21 protein-coding genes, 2 riboswitches and 1 other annotated feature are annotated in these 17,896 nt (G+C 30.9%); of the genes, 13 read left to right on the plus strand and 8 right to left on the minus strand.

Features of this window, described 5'->3' with window-relative positions; translation table 11 throughout:
- Positions 1-10: 10 nt before the first annotated feature.
- Entirely contained in the window at positions 11-781 is a 771-nt protein-coding gene (surE, locus tag KQI86_RS18645) for a 5'/3'-nucleotidase SurE (RefSeq protein ID WP_216440935.1), read from the plus strand.
- 40 nt (positions 782-821) lie between these two features.
- On the opposite strand, the gene KQI86_RS18650 is transcribed toward surE, so the two are convergent.
- Positions 822-2,021: a M20 family metallopeptidase gene (locus KQI86_RS18650; protein ID WP_216440936.1), complete on the minus strand. Its 1,200-nt coding sequence runs from the start codon at positions 2,019-2,021 to the stop codon at positions 822-824.
- 80 nt (positions 2,022-2,101) lie between these two features.
- Positions 2,102-2,208: riboswitch (SAM riboswitch) on the minus strand.
- Between the two features lie 128 nt (positions 2,209-2,336).
- Positions 2,337-2,442, plus strand: a riboswitch (SAM riboswitch).
- A gap of 117 nt (positions 2,443-2,559) precedes the next feature.
- Between KQI86_RS18650 and KQI86_RS18655 the strand changes: the two genes are divergently transcribed.
- Genes KQI86_RS18655 through KQI86_RS18665 form a run of 3 tightly spaced genes read left to right on the plus strand, consistent with a single transcriptional unit; the run spans position 2,560 to position 5,086 of the window.
- Positions 2,560-3,618, plus strand: a complete 1,059-nt coding sequence (locus tag KQI86_RS18655; protein WP_216440937.1) for a methionine ABC transporter ATP-binding protein — start codon at positions 2,560-2,562, stop codon at positions 3,616-3,618.
- The gene (locus tag KQI86_RS18660; protein WP_216440938.1) at positions 3,566-4,246 is read left to right on the plus strand and encodes a methionine ABC transporter permease; all 681 of its coding nucleotides are present in this window, start codon (positions 3,566-3,568) and stop codon (positions 4,244-4,246) included. Before KQI86_RS18655 ends, KQI86_RS18660 begins: the two co-directional genes overlap by 53 nt.
- 12 nt (positions 4,247-4,258) lie before the next feature.
- Complete coding sequence (locus tag KQI86_RS18665) at positions 4,259-5,086, plus strand: MetQ/NlpA family ABC transporter substrate-binding protein (RefSeq protein ID WP_216440939.1); 828 nt, start codon at positions 4,259-4,261, stop codon at positions 5,084-5,086.
- 224 nt (positions 5,087-5,310) lie between these two features.
- On the opposite strand, the gene KQI86_RS18670 is transcribed toward KQI86_RS18665, so the two are convergent.
- Both KQI86_RS18670 and KQI86_RS18675 read right to left on the minus strand, forming a co-directional pair.
- Positions 5,311-5,889 carry a redoxin domain-containing protein gene (locus KQI86_RS18670; RefSeq protein ID WP_216440940.1) on the minus strand — a complete coding sequence of 193 codons (579 nt, stop codon included), beginning with the start codon at positions 5,887-5,889 and terminating at the stop codon, positions 5,311-5,313.
- A 10-nt stretch (positions 5,890-5,899) separates the two neighbouring features.
- Entirely contained in the window at positions 5,900-6,583 is a 684-nt protein-coding gene (locus tag KQI86_RS18675) for a cytochrome c biogenesis CcdA family protein (protein ID WP_216440941.1), read from the minus strand.
- 154 nt (positions 6,584-6,737) lie between these two features.
- Here KQI86_RS18675 and KQI86_RS18680 point away from each other — a divergent pair, with 154 nt between their 5' ends.
- The 4 genes from KQI86_RS18680 to KQI86_RS18695 all read left to right on the plus strand — a co-directional run bounded on the left by KQI86_RS18680 (position 6,738) and on the right by KQI86_RS18695 (position 8,418).
- On the plus strand, positions 6,738-6,947 hold the full coding sequence (locus tag KQI86_RS18680) for a spore coat associated protein CotJA (protein ID WP_246582899.1): 210 nt from the start codon (positions 6,738-6,740) through the stop codon (positions 6,945-6,947).
- Positions 6,948-6,958: 11 nt separating this feature from the next.
- On the plus strand, positions 6,959-7,234 hold the full coding sequence (locus KQI86_RS18685) for a spore coat protein CotJB (RefSeq protein ID WP_216440942.1): 276 nt from the start codon (positions 6,959-6,961) through the stop codon (positions 7,232-7,234).
- 12 nt (positions 7,235-7,246) lie between these two features.
- Positions 7,247-7,831 (plus strand): manganese catalase family protein, encoded by a 585-nt coding sequence (locus KQI86_RS18690; protein ID WP_216440943.1) that lies wholly within the window; start codon positions 7,247-7,249, stop codon positions 7,829-7,831.
- 131 nt (positions 7,832-7,962) lie between these two features.
- Entirely contained in the window at positions 7,963-8,418 is a 456-nt protein-coding gene (locus tag KQI86_RS18695; protein ID WP_216440944.1) for a methylated-DNA--[protein]-cysteine S-methyltransferase, read from the plus strand.
- A 54-nt stretch (positions 8,419-8,472) separates the two neighbouring features.
- On the opposite strand, the gene KQI86_RS18700 is transcribed toward KQI86_RS18695, so the two are convergent.
- On the minus strand, positions 8,473-8,910 hold the full coding sequence (locus KQI86_RS18700) for a GNAT family N-acetyltransferase (protein ID WP_216440945.1): 438 nt from the start codon (positions 8,908-8,910) through the stop codon (positions 8,473-8,475).
- A 213-nt stretch (positions 8,911-9,123) separates the two neighbouring features.
- Positions 9,124-9,372: a binding site (T-box leader), on the plus strand.
- Between the two features lie 69 nt (positions 9,373-9,441).
- Between KQI86_RS18700 and asnS the strand changes: the two genes are divergently transcribed.
- The 5 genes from asnS to KQI86_RS18725 all read left to right on the plus strand — a co-directional run bounded on the left by asnS (position 9,442) and on the right by KQI86_RS18725 (position 13,832).
- Positions 9,442-10,833, plus strand: coding sequence for an asparagine--tRNA ligase (asnS, locus tag KQI86_RS18705; RefSeq protein WP_216440946.1), 1,392 nt, complete (start codon positions 9,442-9,444; stop codon positions 10,831-10,833).
- A gap of 167 nt (positions 10,834-11,000) precedes the next feature.
- On the plus strand, positions 11,001-11,492 hold the full coding sequence (locus KQI86_RS18710; RefSeq protein ID WP_216440947.1) for a dUTP diphosphatase: 492 nt from the start codon (positions 11,001-11,003) through the stop codon (positions 11,490-11,492).
- A gap of 56 nt (positions 11,493-11,548) precedes the next feature.
- A complete protein-coding gene (locus KQI86_RS18715) occupies positions 11,549-11,980 on the plus strand; it encodes a DMT family transporter (protein ID WP_216440948.1) in 432 nt (143 codons plus the stop codon).
- Between the two features lie 65 nt (positions 11,981-12,045).
- Complete coding sequence (locus tag KQI86_RS18720; RefSeq protein WP_216440949.1) at positions 12,046-13,242, plus strand: S8 family serine peptidase; 1,197 nt, start codon at positions 12,046-12,048, stop codon at positions 13,240-13,242.
- A 74-nt stretch (positions 13,243-13,316) separates the two neighbouring features.
- Entirely contained in the window at positions 13,317-13,832 is a 516-nt protein-coding gene (locus KQI86_RS18725) for a ferritin (protein ID WP_216440950.1), read from the plus strand.
- 37 nt (positions 13,833-13,869) lie between these two features.
- On the opposite strand, the gene KQI86_RS18730 is transcribed toward KQI86_RS18725, so the two are convergent.
- From KQI86_RS18730 to accB, 4 genes are read right to left on the minus strand one after another with little or no spacing between them, the layout of a single operon-like run.
- The gene (locus tag KQI86_RS18730) at positions 13,870-15,615 is read right to left on the minus strand and encodes an acetyl-CoA carboxylase carboxyltransferase subunit alpha (protein WP_216440951.1); all 1,746 of its coding nucleotides are present in this window, start codon (positions 15,613-15,615) and stop codon (positions 13,870-13,872) included.
- 5 nt (positions 15,616-15,620) lie between these two features.
- Entirely contained in the window at positions 15,621-16,967 is a 1,347-nt protein-coding gene (locus KQI86_RS18735; protein ID WP_216440952.1) for an acetyl-CoA carboxylase biotin carboxylase subunit, read from the minus strand.
- Between the two features lie 4 nt (positions 16,968-16,971).
- The gene (gene fabZ, locus KQI86_RS18740) at positions 16,972-17,403 is read right to left on the minus strand and encodes a 3-hydroxyacyl-ACP dehydratase FabZ (protein WP_216440953.1); all 432 of its coding nucleotides are present in this window, start codon (positions 17,401-17,403) and stop codon (positions 16,972-16,974) included.
- 21 nt (positions 17,404-17,424) lie between these two features.
- Positions 17,425-17,895, minus strand: coding sequence for an acetyl-CoA carboxylase biotin carboxyl carrier protein (accB, locus tag KQI86_RS18745; protein ID WP_216440954.1), 471 nt, complete (start codon positions 17,893-17,895; stop codon positions 17,425-17,427).
- Position 17,896: the final 1 nt, after the last annotated feature.

A 17,896-nucleotide genomic window follows, 5' to 3' on the forward strand; every position in this document is an offset into this window, starting at 1 on the left:
GATTATAAACATGAGGTTACTATTAACAAACGATGATGGAATAGATTCAATAGCCCTGCATATTCTAGCAAAAGAGCTTCAAAAAGAACATGAGATAATAATTGTAGCTCCGAGTACCCAGAGAAGTGCTGCAAGTCATTCTATAACTATCCATAACCCGCTTTCAGTAAAAGAAGTTACCCTATCTGGGATAAATTCTAAGGCTTACAGCGTTGATGGCACTCCTGCTGACTGCGTTAGAGTTGGATTAGAAAAAATAATAACTAAACCAGTAGACATGGTTATATCAGGTACTAATATAGGGGCTAATTTAGGAAGGGACATTCTCTACTCAGGAACTGTTTCTGCAGCTGTAGAAGCTGCTATCAGCAAGATACCTTCTATTGCTATGTCCTGCGAAGTAAATTTCTTAAGTAAAATAAAAGAAGAACATTTTATCACTGCTGCTAAATACGCTTCCAAGGTAATTGAAATATCAAAAAATAATCTTATAGCTAATGACATAGTATTGAATGTAAATGTTCCTGCCATAAAAGAAGAAGAAATAAAAGGTATTAAGGTTTGCCCTATGGGCGGTAATCTATACGAGTTTTTTTATGAAGAAAAATCTAATGAAGATGGTACCATGAAACTAGCTCTCTCTGGTAGACATAACGATAATATACAAGGGAGTACAGATGTATATTATTTAAAAAATAGATATGTAACAATTACTCCTCTTCATTATGACTTTACAAACTTTAAAATACTAAATGAAGTAAATGGGTGGTTCACTCCATAATTTTATGGAGTGAATTTTTATAGTAATAAGATTAAATTCATCAAATTTTACATGATTTTTGATTATCAAATTCTTCTTTAATTTTATTTAACTTATCTGTCTCTATTAATAGAGTTAAACCTGTTAGAGCCAACGCCTTTGCTCCTAATATTAATCCTTTATCTCCTTCCCTAGATATAGCAGCTTCACAAAACTCTTTAGTATGAGATACTAAGGTACTTTCGCCAATTTTTATATAAGGATGTATAGTAGGTATTACATGACTTACGTTCCCAGCATCTGTAGAACCTATCCCCTTTACTATATCAGTCCTTATTTCCTCTCCTAAATATCTTATATTATCAATAAATATATCATCTAAGGCTTTATTTCTTACCAAGTTATCTACTGGATTTTGAAATGAAATTATATTTAACTTTGCTCCGGTAGCAAAAGAAGCTCCCCTGGCTATATCCTTTACTCTATTTGTTACTTGGTCACATTTTTTTCTTGTTGCTGCACGTATATAAAATCTGGCTTTAGCGTATTCTGGTACTATATTAGGCATATCCCCTCCATGAGTAATTATTCCATGTATTCGCACATCACTAGTAACATGCTGTCTTAATGCATTAATTCCATTAAACAACTGAATGATAGCATCTAACGCATTTATGCCTTTTTCTGGACAAGCCGCTGCATGAGCTGGTTTGCCTATGAACTCAAAATCTAAAGGATCTACAGCTAATGAAGTACTGGTTGAGGAAGTTTCATTAGATGGATGTATCATCATACAAACATCTGTACCATGAAAAATATTCTCTCGTACAAAGCTTCCTTTCGCACTACCATTTTCTCCTCCTTCTTCTGCTGGAGTTCCAAAAACTATAACTTCACCTCCTGTTTTATCTAAAACTTTACCTAGAGATATAGCTGCTGCTACGCTTGCTGCCCCAATAATATTATGTCCACAAGCGTGTCCTAAACCTGGCAACGCATCGTATTCTGCTAGATAGCCTATAACAGGTCCATTTTTATAACTACTTTTCTTTCTAGCAATAAAAGCAGTGGCGTGTCCTGCTATATTTTTTTCCACATGGAATCCTTCTTCTTCTAGTTTAGATGTTAAGACTTCTAAAGCGAAGAATTCTTCATTTCCTACTTCAGGTTTTTGGTGAATACTATGACTGATATTAATATACTTTTCTTTATTTTTTTCTACCTCCTCTACTATTACACTTCTTAATTCTTTTAAACTCATTAAAATATCCCCCTTTTTAAAACTTATAAAAAATAAAGCCTCTTCTTAAAAAATAAGAAGAGGCAAATATACCTTACTTGTTCTTATCTTTCAAGAAAACTCTTGTTGGATTTGGCACAGTATTCTAGCTAAAGAACCCGCTGCCGAGGTTTCACAGGGCCAATCCCTCCACCTCTCTGGATAAGAATTTCAATATTCATTTATAAAAATACTAAACTCTTTTCTTGAAAATGTCAACATTAATTTTTTTATTTTAGTTATTGACATATAATAAAATACTGATATAATTGAAATCAATAATTTAATACGAAATTGACCTTATCAAGAGAAACTGAGGGACTGGCCCTATGACGTTTCAGCAACCAACATATTAATATGTACGGTGCTAAATCCAGCAGAACTAAGTTCTGAAAGATGAGGAAGGATTAGTGCAATTTGTGTGTCCTTTCTAGGGGCCTTTTTTATTGCCAATAGGTATCCTCTTCTTTTAGAAAAAGAAGAGGATTTTTTTATTTATAAAAATAAGGAGGTATGTACTTTGATATTAATACAAAATGTAAAAAAATCTTATTTCAGTAATAATAATACTGTTGATGCCCTTAAAAATGTAACTTTAAAAATAGATAAAGGTGATATTTTTGGAGTTATAGGGTATAGCGGAGCAGGAAAAAGCACACTGTTAAGGTGTATAAATTTACTGGAGAAGCCAAGTGGCGGAAAAGTTATAATAAACAATCAGGAATTAACTTCAATGGATGAAAAAAGCTTGCGAAGATGTAGAAAGAAAATCGGAATGATATTTCAACATTTTAATCTAATGAGCAATAGAAATGTATTTAAAAACATCTCATATCCTCTTAAAGGGAGCGGACTAAATAAAAATCAATTAGAAGAGAAGGTAATTAATCTACTAAAAATAGTTGGACTTGAGGACAAATTAAAAGCTTACCCCTCTCAATTAAGTGGAGGTGAAAAACAAAGAGTTGCTATTGCAAGAGCCTTGGCTAATGATCCTGAAGTTCTTCTTTGTGATGAAGCTACTTCTGCTTTAGATCCACAAAATACAAAATCCATATTAAGTCTTCTAAGGGATATAAATAAGAAACTAAATATTACAATAATGCTTATAACCCATCAAATGGAAGTAGTTAAAGAGATATGTAATAAGGTAGCAATAATGGAAGGAGGTGAGGTTGTGGAGGTTGGAAACACCCTGAATGTATTTACATCTCCTAAAAACTCTACAACTAAAGAGTTTGTGGCTAGTATATTCAAATATGAAAATGTGTTGGAATCTTATAATACTTTAAATAATGAAATCATAGCAAAAATCTCTTATATAGGGGAAACTTCTGGTGAAGCCTTAATATCTAAAATATCCATTGATTTCAACATTTATGTAAATATTTTATATGGAAATATTGAGAACATTCAAGGTGTTCCTGTTGGAAATTTAATTGTGGCCTTCAACGGTGATGAGAGAAAAATATTAGAATCTATAGATTATTTAAACAAAAATAATGTAAATGTAGAGGTGATAAATTATGATAAAAGCTCTAATAGATCTGATTCCCAATGTAATAGAACTGTTTCCTGATATGGTAAAAGCTCTAGGAGAAACAGTATATATGGTAAGTGTAGCTGGTATAATATCATCTTTCATAGGTATTCCTTTGGGAGTAATATTAGTTGTAACTAATAAAGGAAACATTCTAGAAAATAAGCTTATTCACAGCTTATCTTCTAAAATAGTAAATACATTTCGCTCTATACCCTTTGTAATTTTACTAACGGCTATTATACCTATTACTAGATTCATTGTAGGAACTACCATAGGAACTAAAGGTGCAATTGTTCCTTTAGTTTTCGGTACTACCCCTTTTGTTAGTAGACAAGTAGAATCCGCTTTGTTAAAGATAGATCCTGGTGTTATAGAAGCATCAAAAGCTATGGGGTCAAGCCCTTTTGAGATAATTTTAAGGGTACTTTTGCCTGAAAGTCTACCTGGCATTGTATATGCATTAACTATAACAATAATAAGTTTAATCGGCTTTTCTGCAGTTGCGGGAACTGTTGGGGGCGGAGGTTTAGGTGATTTCGCAATAAGATATGGCTATCAATATTTTAAAACCGACATAATGGTAGTAACAATATTATTACTTTTATTAATAGTAAACTCAATTCAGAGTTTAGGAGAATTTATATCAAAAAAATTGAGTCATTAGGAGGAATATATTATGAAAATTAAAAAAGTTATATTGTGCATTTTATCCCTACTATTAATTTTCACATCACTAATAGGCTGTTCAAAAAACACCTCTTCAAAAGGTGAAGATAAGACAGTTATTAAATTAGGTATTACTGGAGAGGATCGTGGAATTTGGAAAAATATTAAAGAACGATTGGCAAAAGAAAATATTGATCTACAAATTATCTCTTTCTCAGACTATAATAGACCAAATTTAGCTCTTTCTGATGGTGAAATAGATGCTAATGCATTTCAAACTATAGCTTTCTTCGATAAATTTAAGTCTGACCATAATTTAGATCTAGTATCAATTGGTTATACTGTTTTAGCACCTATGGGAATATATTCAGAAAAATTAAAGAGTCTTGATGAGCTAAAGAACAATAGTAAAGTGGCTATACCAAATGATGCATCAAATGGTGGAAGAGCATTAATATTACTTCAAAATGCTGGTCTTATCAAATTAAAAGACGGGGTAGGTATAGCTCCAACAGTTAAAGATATTATTGAAAACCCTAAAAATTTGGATATTATTGAATTAGTAGCTACACAAATTCCTCGTTCTATAAAAGATGTAGATATAGCTCTTATAAATAATGGTGTAGCAGTAGATGCTGGTTATTCTCCTGTAAAAGACTCTATTCTTATCGAAGATACAAAAGATCCTTCTACTAAAAACTATTTTAATATAATAGCTGTTAACGCTAAAGATAAGAACAATGCTGCGCTAAAAAAGCTAATCCAAACATATCAAACAGAGGAAACTAAGAAGTTAATAAATGAAGTTTATAAAGGATCATCTATTCCTGCATTCTAAATCAAGTGATTCTTAGCTTCAGATGGAGTTTGCTTAAAAGGAATACTTACTCCAACTGAAGCTTAGAAGAACTTATCCAGGGACGTAGCATCCGTTATCTCCCACTTGTAGAAGATGGGAGTATTACGAATGGTAGTCATCGGATAAAAATTGCGAAGCAAATTTATTTACACACTCTTTAAATTTGCTTCGCTTTTTCTAATTTATAACTCATTAAAACTCTTTTATTTTTTTATCATTAATTGCTCTCTCATCATATCTAAGTCCATTTGACCTTGAATACCATTATAAACATATCCTTCTTCATCTATAAAAAATGAAGTTGGGAAAGCAGCAATTCCATATTGAGTGGCTACTTCTTGATTCATGTCTAACAATATTGGAAAAGTATATTTATTTTTTTCTATAAAACTCTTAACTTTATCTTTACTTTCACCAACATTTACCGCTAAAATTACTATATCTTTATCCTTTGTTTCTTCATAAAGAGTTTGCATATGTGGCATCTCTGCTTTACAAGGTCCACACCAGCTTGCCCAAAAATTTAAAAATACCTTTTTTCCTTTAAATTCACTTAAGCTTATTTCTTTCCCCTCTAAATCTTGAAGTTTAAAGTCTATAGCTTCAATTTTTTTTGGTTCTTTACCTTCTTGTTTATCTTCCTGTTTATCCTTTTCCGCTACTTTATCTTCTACTTTAATATCATTAGTCTGGAGATTTTTTTTGCTATTATAATTAACTACAACAACAGACACTACAATCAAAAGTATTAAAATGGATATTATCAATTGTTTTCTTTTCATATACTCACCCCTAACTAAATAAGTTATTTAATAAATATGTCTTATCCATAAAGGTTAAAATTCCAAGTATAATTAATAATATACCGCTTATTATTGAAATTAAATTAAAATATTTATATATTCTTTTTATATACTTTGAAATAGCTTCAATTAAAAATGCTGAAAGTAAAAACGGTATACCTAAACCTGCTGAATATGCAATTAAAAGAAATACTCCTTTGCTTAAAGTTTCTAGATTACCTGCATATATTAATATAGATGCTAAAACTGGTCCTATACATGGAGTCCATCCTATTGCAAAAGCCATTCCTAAAAAAATAGAGCTAATCCCCGATTTATTAAAATTTAATAATCTTTTCTCCCTATATAATGACTTTATTTTTATTATTCCTGTAGTATGTACACCAAAAACTATTATTATTATTCCTCCAATTTTTTTTAGTATAAATCTATTTTCTTCAAATAATTTTCCAAGAGTAGTAATGGAAAGTCCCATTATTATAAACACTATAGAAAATCCTAAAATAAATCCTATGGATTTATATATAACAGTTATTTTTTGTTTACTATTTACTTCCTCAAGTGTGGTTCCCGCTAAATAGGACAAATACATAGGAATCAATGGAAGTACACAAGGAGATAAGAATGACAATACTCCTGATGAAAATGCCAGTAATATAGATATATTATCCAATTTCAAGTTCCTCCGAATTAAACATTTTTATTAGAGTTCTATAAGCATTATAAAAGGTCCAATATGTATTTATATTACAAATTTGATAATTATATTCACCTTTTTTCCAGTAATGAATACCATATTATTATAACAAAAATATGAGGTGAAAAACATGCAATATTCCAATAATCAATGGATGAATCCAATGAAAGATTGCAAGCATATGGACGATAAATATACACTTCCCGGAAATATTCAGTTTGCAAGAGCATATGTACCCATTCAGCCATACACAGGTACATTCCCATTAGACGAGGCTTTAAGGAAAGGAACTTTATTCCCAAATCTTTATATTCCTTATCCTATTAAATCACTTGAATAGGAGGATATGCAATGGATAAATGTGAAAAAAAATCTTCTGATCGTAGCCAAATGCTAAATAAAATCCGTGAGCTAGAATTTGCAGCTGTAGAGTTAAATTTATTTTTAGATAATAATCCTAATAACCAACATGCTTTAGCGGATTATAATTGCGTTACAGCAAATCTGATGAAATTAAAGAGAAAATTTGAAATGGAATATGGTCCGCTAACTAATTTTGGGTACGCACAAAGTAAATGTCCTTGGAGATGGGTAGAAGATCCTTGGCCATGGGAAATAGATGGATAGGAGGATTATTATATGTGGATTTATGAAAAAAAGTTACAACATGAAGTAAAAATAAAGTCCAAAGACTTAAAAATGGCTAAATTTCTTGTTACTCAATATGGGGGCCCAGATGGTGAATTGAGTGCAGCTATTAGGTATTTAAATCAAAGGTATACAATGCCAACTGGAAAATCTAAGGCATTATTGACTGATATCGGTACTGAAGAATTAGCTCATGTGGAAATAATTTGTTCAATGATTTATCAATTAACTAAAGATGCCACTCCTGAAGAATTAAAAGAAGCAGGGCTTGGAGGGCATTACGCTCAGCATGATCATGCATTATTCCCAACTGATGCCAATGGAGTACCATGGACTGCAAGCTATATCCAAGCACTTGGTGACCCTGTAACAGATCTTCATGAAGATATGGCTGCGGAACAGAAAGCTCGTTCTACTTATGAACATCTAATTGATCTAACAGATGACCGTGATATAATTGATGTTCTAAAATTTTTGTGGGCAAGAGAAATAGTTCATTATCAAAGATTTGGTGAAGCATTAAGGGATGTATACGACCATATTGACAGCAAAAAGATATTTGTAATGAAAAAATAGTTTAGAATATAATTAGAATATAATTTAACTATATAATACACTTGGGATTTTGGTATAGATTTCTCAAGTGTATTAACATTTCTTAGCTAATAAGTTATATTTATATTATAATACTTGGAGGTGTTTATATAATGTATATTGGATACTATAAATCCCCTATAGGCTTAATTGAAATTGGTTGTGATGAAAAAAATATTTTAAAATTAAACTTTGTAGATAGTAAACTGGAATTAGAAAAAAAGAATGATTTATTAGTATTATGTTTAGAAGAATTAGATGAATATTTCCTAGGAAAAAGAAAGACATTTTCTGTCCCTTGTGCCTTTAATGGAACAGAGTTTCAAAAATCCGTATGGATAGCTCTTACAAAAATACCTTATGGTGATACTTGTACATATAAAGATATAGCTATAAATATTGGAAATCCCAAAGCTGTTAGAGCTGTTGGTGGAGCAAATAATAAGAATAAAATTTCAATAATACTACCTTGTCATAGAGTGATTGGCTCTAATGGTAATTTAATTGGTTACGGGGGAGAATTATGGAGAAAAGAATGGCTTTTAGAACATGAAAAAAACTATTTGTAAGCTTAAAAAATAAGAGTTAAGAGTTAATACCTCTTCTTAACTCTTAACCCATTATTACATTGCACTTATAATATTTAGCCTTTCCATAAAAGCTTCCGGCTTTCCTAGCTCAGAAAAACCATGATATTTATAAAATCCTTGAGCATCTTTAGTAGCTAACATAAGTCTTTCAATATCTTTAATGTCAGGATGAGAAACAACACAGTCTATTAACCATTTTCCAAGACCTTTGCTTCTATAATCTTCATGAATAAATACATCTCTTATATAACCAAAAGTTATATAATCTGTAACTACCCTAGCAAATCCTATCTGCTTATCTAAGTGATACAAGCTAAAACAAAGAGAACTTTTTATAAATTTTTCAATTATTTCTTTATTCCTTTTTTCTGCCCAATAAGATTTAGCTAATAATTCATTTACTACGTCTACATTTACCTTTTCTGAATCTGTGGTTATTAAGAATTCTCCTAATTCATAAGTTTTATTCATGGTTTTTCCTCCTATTAAAATTTTCTTTTTAAAATTCTCTTTATTAATTTTTCAATTTTGCATAATGATTATATATTAAATAAAGATATTTTCATATATGTTTTTTATAAATTTTACCCTTTATTAATAATGAATTTATTTACAAAATTAGACTAAATATCACCTTGACATAAACAGTATAAAATATTATAATATTTAGATACAGAAATATAGTTAAATACTATGAAGAGAAGAGTAAATATAGGACGTAACCATAGCGAGTTGGTGATAGTGAAAGACCAATGTGAAGCCTTTATTGAAGAACATCTCTGAGTTTCTAACCGAAATCAATGTAATTTGAAAGTAGGCCTAGAGGTATCCAAAGCCTTATTTTTGGTAAGTATGTATTTTTACGTACTGATTTAGAGTAGGCCTTTTAGGCAAAATGGGTGGTACCGCGAAATTAAGTCTTTCGTCCCTTTGTGGATGAAGGGCTTTTATTTTTATATAATAATTTAACTTTAATATAATATAAATATAGGAGGATTTATAATGGAAAAGGTATCTGTTAAGCAACTTTTTAGAAACACTGAAGAGTTTATAAGTAAAGAAGTGTCAATTTGTGGCTGGGTAAGAACTGAAAGAATGTCAAAAGCTTTTGGATTTATAGAATTAAATGATGGTAGTTTTTTTAAAAACATACAGGTGGTATTTAATGATGAGTTAAGTAATTTCGAGGAAATTTCTAAATTATCTATAAGTTCATCTATAATTGTTGAAGGAAAAGTAGTTGAAGCTCCTAATGCTAAACAACCTTTTGAAATACATGCAACAAATATAATTATAGAAGGATTATCAGATTCTGATTATCCACTTCAAAAGAAGAGACATAGTTTAGAATTTTTAAGAAGTATAGCTCACTTAAGGCCAAGAAGTAATACTTTCTCAGCTGTCTTTAGAATCCGTTCCTTAGCTGCCTATGCTATACATAAATTCTTCCAAGAAAGAGGATTTGTTTATGTTCATAGCCCAATCATCACTGGTAGCGATTGTGAAGGTGCAGGAGAAATGTTTAAGCTTACAACTCTAGACTTAACTGACATTCCAAGAAATGAAGAAGGTAAAATAGATTTTTCTCATGACTTCTTTGGAAAAGAGACAAATTTAACAGTAAGTGGTCAGTTATCTGCTGAAGCTTATGCTCTTTCTTTCAAAAATGTTTATACTTTTGGCCCTACTTTTAGAGCAGAAAATTCAAATACTGCAAGACATGCTGCTGAATTTTGGATGATAGAACCTGAAATGGCTTTTGCTGATTTAATAGATTATATGGATGTAGCAGAAGATATGGTAAAATATATAATAAGTTATGTTATGGAAAATGCTCCTGAAGAAATGGAGTTTTTCAATAGCTTTATAGATAAAGGTTTATTTGACAGACTAAACAATGTAGTAAATTCTGAATTTGCTAGAATAACCTACACTGAAGCTGTAGATCTTTTAAAGAAATCAGGAGAAACTTTCCAATATCCTGTAGAATGGGGTATAGATTTACAAACTGAACATGAAAGATATATTACAGAAAAAATATTCAAAAAACCAGTATTTGTAACTGACTACCCTAAGGATATTAAAGCTTTCTATATGAGATTAAATGATGATAATAAAACTGTTGCTGCTGCTGACTTATTAGTACCAGGAGTTGGAGAAATAATAGGTGGAAGCCAAAGAGAAGAAAGATTAGATATTCTTGAAAAAAGAATAGCAGAAATGGGCTTAAAGAAGGAAGACTACTGGTGGTACTTGGAATTAAGAAAATATGGAACTACAAAACATGCAGGTTATGGCTTAGGTTTTGAAAGAATAATTATGTACATGACCGGAATATCAAATATAAGGGACGTTATTCCTTTCCCTAGAACAACTGGATCTGCAGAATTTTAAAATAAACTAAAAACACCTAATTATAGGTGTTTTTTAAATTTTTTTGAACTTTTTAAAATTTATTTTAACTTTTTTGAATGTAACCGATTGCGTGGTCTTTCAATTTCCTAAAACTTTGATACAATATAACTGTATTAAAAAGTATATGGAAAGGCGGATTTTATCCTATGAATTTTAAAAATCTTTTTGTTTTGCAGGAGAAATTAGACCATCATATAGAAACTAAACATACTCTAAATGGTAAAACTCTCTTTTCTAATAAAATTTTAGCCCTACAGGTAGAGATTGCGGAGTTAGCAAATGAAACTCGCTGTTTTAAATATTGGTGCAATAAAGGGCCATCTGAAAAAGCGCAGATATTAGAAGAATATGTTGATTGCTTGCACTTTATTTTAACTTTAGGATTAGATAAAAACTACAATGAGGGAAATTTTTATATTCATAAGGAAAATTTAAAAGATAATTTAACAGATCAATTTTTAAATCTATACATAGATATAAATGATTTTGTGGTTTGCCCTTCTAAAGATCATTATCAAACTCTATTTGAGGATTTTCTATGTCTTGGTTTAAGCTTAGGTTTTACAGAAGAAGATATAGAAAAAGGCTATGTGGAAAAAAATAATATAAATCATGTAAGACAATTAAGTGGATATTAATAATATAATAAATAGCCACCTCTCTGGATAAAATAATCTAGAGAGGTGGTTATTTTATGTTAGGAATAATTTTTTCAATAGTTGCAGGAGTATGCATGAGTTTCCAAGGTATCTTTAATACGAGGTTAGGAGAAAAAATTGGCCTATGGGAAACAAATTTAATAGTTCAAGGCATTGGTTTTATTATTACTTTGCTAATTGTATTTATTATTGGAAATGGAAATATCAAAAATGTAATGCACGCAAATAAAATATATCTACTAGGCGGAGTTCTCGGGGTTATAATTATTTATACAGTAATGAGAGGTATTAAAGACCTCGGTGCTACCTATTCAATTTCTACAATTTTAGTAGCACAGTTAACAGCTGCCGCACTTATAGATGCATTTGGTTTGTTTGGATCAGAACAAATAAAATTTGGTATAACTAAGATAATAGGTGTAATAGTTATGGTAATAGGTATAATAATATTTAAATGGAAAGGATAATTGTGGGAACATTTATAGCTTATTAGTATTATAATATATAATGGAATAATTTTTAGGGGTGGGCTATGTTTTGGTTCAAAAATAGATTAAATGATGATCTAAAAAAGATTGTAAAAAGCAACTCTTATAAAAACATAAGAGTACTTATACATTGCAAAACTCTACATGAAAAAATAGAACATAGAATTAAGAATTTAGGAGGTAAAGTAATAAGAACAATACCTTCTTTAAATTGCATATCTGCCAACATTTCCCCAAAAGTTATAGATAAATTGCTTGAGTATCCATATATTAAATATATAACCTTCGATTCTCATGCTTTTTTATGTGGAGAAAGTATTTTATCTGCAAATGGTGTAGTATGGGGGGAAAAATATCGTCTTACAGGAAAAGGTATATGTGTTGGTATAATTGATAGCGGAACATATCCTCATTCTGACTTATTAAGTCCAAATAATAAAATTATAAAATTTGTAGATTTAATCAATAACTATAAATATCCTTATGATGACAATGGTCATGGCACTGCTATAAGTGGAATCATATGTGGTAGCGGTCATCTTTCAAAGGGAGTATATAGAGGCGTTGCTGAAAATAGTTATCTATATTCCATAAAAACCTTTAATAATTTAGGAAAAGGTTATGTTTCTGATATACTATATTCTGTTCATAAACTTATAGAAGAAAGTGATGAATTTAATATAAAGGTTATATGTTTGCCTTTTGAAATCACCGAAAATGATAATTTTATACTCTCTCTTTTTTCAAAATTATTTAAATTAGCTGTTGAAAAAAATATAGTTATTGTAGTTCCATCAGGACATAATGGTAATGACGAATGTTCCATGAGGGGTATAGCAATTCTAGAGAATTGTATTACCGTTGGAGGATTAGATACTACTTCATCAGCTATAAAGCCTTACACTAATTCCTCTGCTGGTCCATCAAACAAAATAGAAAAACCTGACCTTTCTGCTGCTTGTGTAAATATATGTAGCTTAAATTCAAATGTAAATTTTCTTTCAGAAAGAAATGGAATGAAAATTTATCCACAACCTTTGGAGAGTCCTTACACATTTTACACAGGTACTTCCTGTGCTGCTGCATATGTTGCTGGTATTTGTTCACTGCTGTTTGAAAATAATCAAAATTTAACTTTTAATGATATATCATCTTTGTTTAAGGTATCTTGCAATTTGTTAGATATTCCTAAAGCAATCCAAGGAAGAGGTACAGTAGACTTAATTAAGCTACTACCATAAACTCTATTGGATTACTTTTATTATTAAGTAATTTATGGTAAAATATATTAAATAGTACTAAGGAGGTATTCTTTATGTTAAGCGAAAGATTAAATAAAGCTATAAACGAACAGATTAACTACGAAATGTATTCCGAAAACATATACCTTGCTATGCAAGCATATTGCTCATCAATGGACTTAGAAGGTTTTGCTAACTTCTTTAAAGTTCAAGTGCAAGAAGAAAGATTTCATTCAATGAAATTCTTTAATTTTATAAATGATAGAGGTGGAAAAGTTAATATTGGTGCTATTGAAGCTCCAGAAAATGATTATGATTCTATCTTAGATGTATTTAAAATAGCTTACGAACATGAACAGAAGGTAACTCAGAGAATATATAATTTAGCTGATTTAGCTACTGAAGAAAGAGACCATGGAACAATGAGCTTTTTAAAATGGTTTATCGACGAACAAGTTGAAGAAGAAAGTACATTTAGTTCTATGATAGCAAAATTAAAAAGAATTGGTGAGAATTCTGCAGCTATTTACATGCTAGATGCAGAACTGGCTCAAAGAACTTTTACACCTCCAGCTGACACTGCTCAATAGTATTTAAAACGCCCCTTACAACAAAAGGGGCGTTTTTTTAATCCAATCCATAGACTCCTATATTTCTATATTTTTTGTATCTATTATCTAATAATTCTTCTAAAGATAATTTCCTAAGTTCAATAAATGACTTTATTAATTCTTCTTTTATTGTATTAATGATAATCTCTATGCTTTCACTAGCATCTCCCTTTGGCTCACCTATCATTTTATCTATTATCCTAAAATCTAATAAATCTTTTGATGTTATCTTCATTATATCTGAAGCCTCTTCCGCTCTTTTAGCGTCCTTCCACAATATACTTGCAAAGCCTTCTGGGGATAATATAGAGTATATTGAATTTTGAAGCATCCAAATCTTATCTGCTACAGTAAGAGCAAGTGCACCACCACTACCCCCTTCTCCAATTACAATAGATATAACTGGAACTTTGATATTTGACATTTCTATCAAATTTCTTGCTATAGCCTCACCTTGACCTCGTTCTTCAGCTCCAACTCCACAATAAGCTCCAGGTGTATCTATAAAACAAACTATAGGTCTGTTAAATCTTTCTGCTTGCTTCATAAGCCTTAAAGCTTTTCTATATCCTTCAGGATTAGGCATACCAAAATTTCTTTTTATATTGTCTTTCAAATCTTTACCCTTCTGCTGTGCTATTACAGTGACTGGAACCTCTTGTAAAAAACCTATTCCTCCTATAATACACTGGTCATCTCCAAAGTACCTATCTCCATGTAGCTCAACAAAGTAGTCAAATATTTTATCTATATAATCTAAAGAAGTAGGTCTAGAAGAATTTCTAACCATATTAACTTTTTGCCAAGGGGATAATTTATCAACTATTTCTACTCCTTCATTTGTTTTTTTCTCTTTTATATATAAATCATTACTTTTTTCTTTCTTACTGTGTATTCTCAAGATAGAATAAAGTGTATCCTTTAAATTTTTTCTCTCTACTATCTTGTCTATAAATCCATGCTCCAACAGAAACTCAGCTGTTTGAAACTCTTCAGGTAATTTTTCCTTTATAGTTTGTTCTATAACCCTTTTACCTGCAAATCCTATTAATGCTCCTGGTTCTGATAATATAATATCTCCAAGCATAGCAAAGCTGGCAGTAACACCACCTGTAGTTGGGTCTGTTAGTACAGATATATACAATAATCCTTTTTCTTTAAGCCTTGATAGTGCTGAGGATACCTTTGCCATCTGCATTAATGAATACATACCCTCTTGCATTCTTGCTCCACCTGAGGCGGTAAATATTATTAATGGTAAACTTTCTTCCACTGCCTTTTCTATTGTTCTTGTAATTTTTTCACCAACTACTGATCCCATACTCCCCATTAAAAATCTACTGTCCATAACACACAACAAAGTTTTTTCTCCATTTATCTTACCAATACCTGTAACTACTGCTTCTCTTAATCCTGTATTTTTTCTTAGTTCAGAAATTTTCTCTTCATACCCTTCAAAGTTTAATGGATTTAAAGTATATACATTGTTATTTATTTCTTGCCATGTTCCATCGTCTATTATATCTTTAATTCTCTGATACGCTGGCAATCTAAAATGGCATCTACAGAAACCACAAACTCTATGATTTTCTTTTAAATCTCTAGTATAGATAATTTGACCACACTTTTTACATTTTACCCACATACCATTTGGAATATTAGGCTTTTGCTCTTCTTTTACCAGCTCTTCCTTTTTTATATCTCCTAGATCGTGAGAGCTTACTGTAATATATTTAGTTTTCTTAAAAAGCCCTTGAAACATCTATATCATCTCCTATTATGGTTTCTGTTAATAAACCCTGTATGGTAGTCACCTTTAATAAAGTTAAAATCATTTATTATATTAAATTGATAATCTATATTAGTTTTTACTCCTTCAATTAAAAATTCAGTCAATGCTCTCCTCATTTTATTTATTGCTTCTTCTCTATCTTTTCCATAAACTATTAGCTTAGCCATCATTGAATCATAATTTGGAGGTATTACATACCCATCATATAAATGAGTATCTACCCTCACTCCTGGTCCTCCTGGCATGAATAGAATCCTAACTTGACCTGGTGAAGGCATAAAATCTCTTTCTGGGTCCTCTGCATTTATTCTACATTCGATTGAATGTCCTTGCAGTTTTATTTCTTCTTGACTTATGTTTAATCTTTCTCCTGATGCAATCTTAATTTGTTCTTTTATAAGATCTATTCCCGTAATAAGTTCTGTTATTGGATGTTCAACTTGAATTCTTGTATTCATTTCCATAAAATAGAATTGATTATTATTATCTAGTAAAAATTCAATGGTACCTGCATTTTTATAGCCTACATATTCTGCTCCTTTTATAGCTGCTTCTCCCATTCTCTTTCTTAATTCTAACGTCATTATAGGACAAGGAGCCTCTTCCAATATCTTTTGATTTCTCCTTTGAATGGAACAATCTCTTTCTCCTAGATAAATAATATTTCCATAATTATCTCCTAGAATCTGTATCTCTACATGCCTTGGGTTTTCTAAATATTTTTCTATATACATAGTATCATCGCCAAAAGCTACTTTAGCTTCTGCTCTAGCTGTCTGAAGTGACTTTATCAACTCTTTCTCTTCTCTAACAATTCTAATTCCTCTGCCTCCACCACCAGCAGAAGCTTTAATCATAACTGGATATCCTATTTTATTAGCATCTTTTATTGCATCTCCGTCGCTTAAGATTGGAGTTTTACTCCCTGGAATAACTGGAACCCCTGCTTCTATCATCATTTCTCTAGCTTTTGATTTATTACCCATTTTTTCTATAACTTCTGAATCAGGACCTATAAATGTTATATTACATTCTCTACACATATCTGCAAACTTGCTGTTTTCAGATAAAAATCCAAAACCTGGATGTATAGCTTGTGCTCCACTGAGCACAGTTGCACTTATTATGTTATTCATATTTAAATAGCTATCTTTAGGAGAAGGCGGTCCTATACAAACTGCCTCATCAGCCATTTGAACATGTAATGCTTCTCTATCAGCTGTTGAATATACAGCAACTGTTTCTATTCCCATTTCCCTACAAGCTCTAATTATTCTAACAGCTATTTCTCCTCTATTGGCAATCAGTATTTTATTGAACATATCATCACCCTATCATAACCATTATTTCCGCTTCTGCTGCTTTTTCACCATTCACAGTAGCTATCGCACTAGCTATTCCTGCTACTCCTTTTAACTTAATTAATTCCACTTCCAGTTTTAAAGTATCTCCTGGCACTACTTTCCTTCTAAATCTAGCTTTATTTATCCCTGCAAAGTAAGCTGTTTTTCCTTTAAACTCTTCTAAACTTAAAACAGCTACTGCCCCCACTTGAGCTAACGCTTCTATAATTAAGACTCCTGGCATTACAGGCTCCTGTGGAAAATGCCCCTGAAAAAAATATTCATTCATGGTAACATTTTTGTATCCTATAGCCTTTTTTCCTGGCTCAATATCAGCAATCTTATCAATTAATAAAAAAGGATATCTATGAGGTAATATCTCCATTATTTCATTAATATTTAAACCTTTATTCATTATCTCACCTTCATTTTAAATCTAATATTTAATCTTAAATAGTTCTCCTCCATACTCTACCATGCTTCCTTCTTCAACCATTATTTCTACTACTTCTCCATCTACTTCACTATAGATTTCATTCATTAGTTTCATGGCTTCAATAATGCATAAAACCTCTCCCTTTTTTACCTTGCTTCCTACTTTAACAAAAGGCTCTTTATCTGGAGATGGTGATGAGTAGAAGGTACCAACTATTGGCGAACAAATAATCTTAATATTTTCTTCATCATCTTCCTTTTCTTCTATTTTATTCTGTACTTCCTCTACCACATCTCTTACCTTTATATCCTCTACCATGGTAGATAAGCTTTCCTCTTTAAATTCCTTAACATACACTCTTTCACATTCTTTTGTAATTTTTATAGATAATCCATTTTCCTGAATTTCTAAATTAGTAACTTTAGAATTACTTACCACTTTTATTAATTCAGCTATTCCTTTAAAATCCATA

It is taken from the genome of Clostridium mobile (assembly GCF_018918285.1).
Taxonomy (GTDB): Bacteria; Bacillota; Clostridia; order Clostridiales; family Clostridiaceae; genus Clostridium_AW; species Clostridium_AW mobile.

Excerpts from the sequence above, each read along its gene's own strand:
- surE (WP_216440935.1), top strand. The coding sequence starts at position 11 with ATGAGGTTACTATTAACAAACGATGATGGAATAGATTCAATAGCCCTG.
- KQI86_RS18650 (WP_216440936.1), bottom strand. The coding sequence starts at position 2,021 with ATGAGTTTAAAAGAATTAAGAAGTGTAATAGTAGAGGAGGTAGAAAAA.
- KQI86_RS18660 (WP_216440938.1), top strand. The coding sequence starts at position 3,566 with ATGATAAAAGCTCTAATAGATCTGATTCCCAATGTAATAGAACTGTTT.
- KQI86_RS18665 (WP_216440939.1), top strand. The coding sequence starts at position 4,259 with ATGAAAATTAAAAAAGTTATATTGTGCATTTTATCCCTACTATTAATT.
- KQI86_RS18670 (WP_216440940.1), bottom strand. The coding sequence starts at position 5,889 with ATGAAAAGAAAACAATTGATAATATCCATTTTAATACTTTTGATTGTA.
- KQI86_RS18680 (WP_246582899.1), top strand. The coding sequence starts at position 6,738 with ATGCAATATTCCAATAATCAATGGATGAATCCAATGAAAGATTGCAAG.
- KQI86_RS18685 (WP_216440942.1), top strand. The coding sequence starts at position 6,959 with ATGGATAAATGTGAAAAAAAATCTTCTGATCGTAGCCAAATGCTAAAT.
- KQI86_RS18690 (WP_216440943.1), top strand. The coding sequence starts at position 7,247 with ATGTGGATTTATGAAAAAAAGTTACAACATGAAGTAAAAATAAAGTCC.
- KQI86_RS18695 (WP_216440944.1), top strand. The coding sequence starts at position 7,963 with ATGTATATTGGATACTATAAATCCCCTATAGGCTTAATTGAAATTGGT.
- KQI86_RS18700 (WP_216440945.1), bottom strand. The coding sequence starts at position 8,910 with ATGAATAAAACTTATGAATTAGGAGAATTCTTAATAACCACAGATTCA.
- asnS (WP_216440946.1), top strand. The coding sequence starts at position 9,442 with ATGGAAAAGGTATCTGTTAAGCAACTTTTTAGAAACACTGAAGAGTTT.
- KQI86_RS18710 (WP_216440947.1), top strand. The coding sequence starts at position 11,001 with ATGAATTTTAAAAATCTTTTTGTTTTGCAGGAGAAATTAGACCATCAT.
- KQI86_RS18715 (WP_216440948.1), top strand. The coding sequence starts at position 11,549 with ATGTTAGGAATAATTTTTTCAATAGTTGCAGGAGTATGCATGAGTTTC.
- KQI86_RS18720 (WP_216440949.1), top strand. The coding sequence starts at position 12,046 with ATGTTTTGGTTCAAAAATAGATTAAATGATGATCTAAAAAAGATTGTA.
- KQI86_RS18725 (WP_216440950.1), top strand. The coding sequence starts at position 13,317 with ATGTTAAGCGAAAGATTAAATAAAGCTATAAACGAACAGATTAACTAC.
- KQI86_RS18730 (WP_216440951.1), bottom strand. The coding sequence starts at position 15,615 with ATGTTTCAAGGGCTTTTTAAGAAAACTAAATATATTACAGTAAGCTCT.
- KQI86_RS18735 (WP_216440952.1), bottom strand. The coding sequence starts at position 16,967 with ATGTTCAATAAAATACTGATTGCCAATAGAGGAGAAATAGCTGTTAGA.
- fabZ (WP_216440953.1), bottom strand. The coding sequence starts at position 17,403 with ATGAATAAAGGTTTAAATATTAATGAAATAATGGAGATATTACCTCAT.
- accB (WP_216440954.1), bottom strand. The coding sequence starts at position 17,895 with ATGGATTTTAAAGGAATAGCTGAATTAATAAAAGTGGTAAGTAATTCT.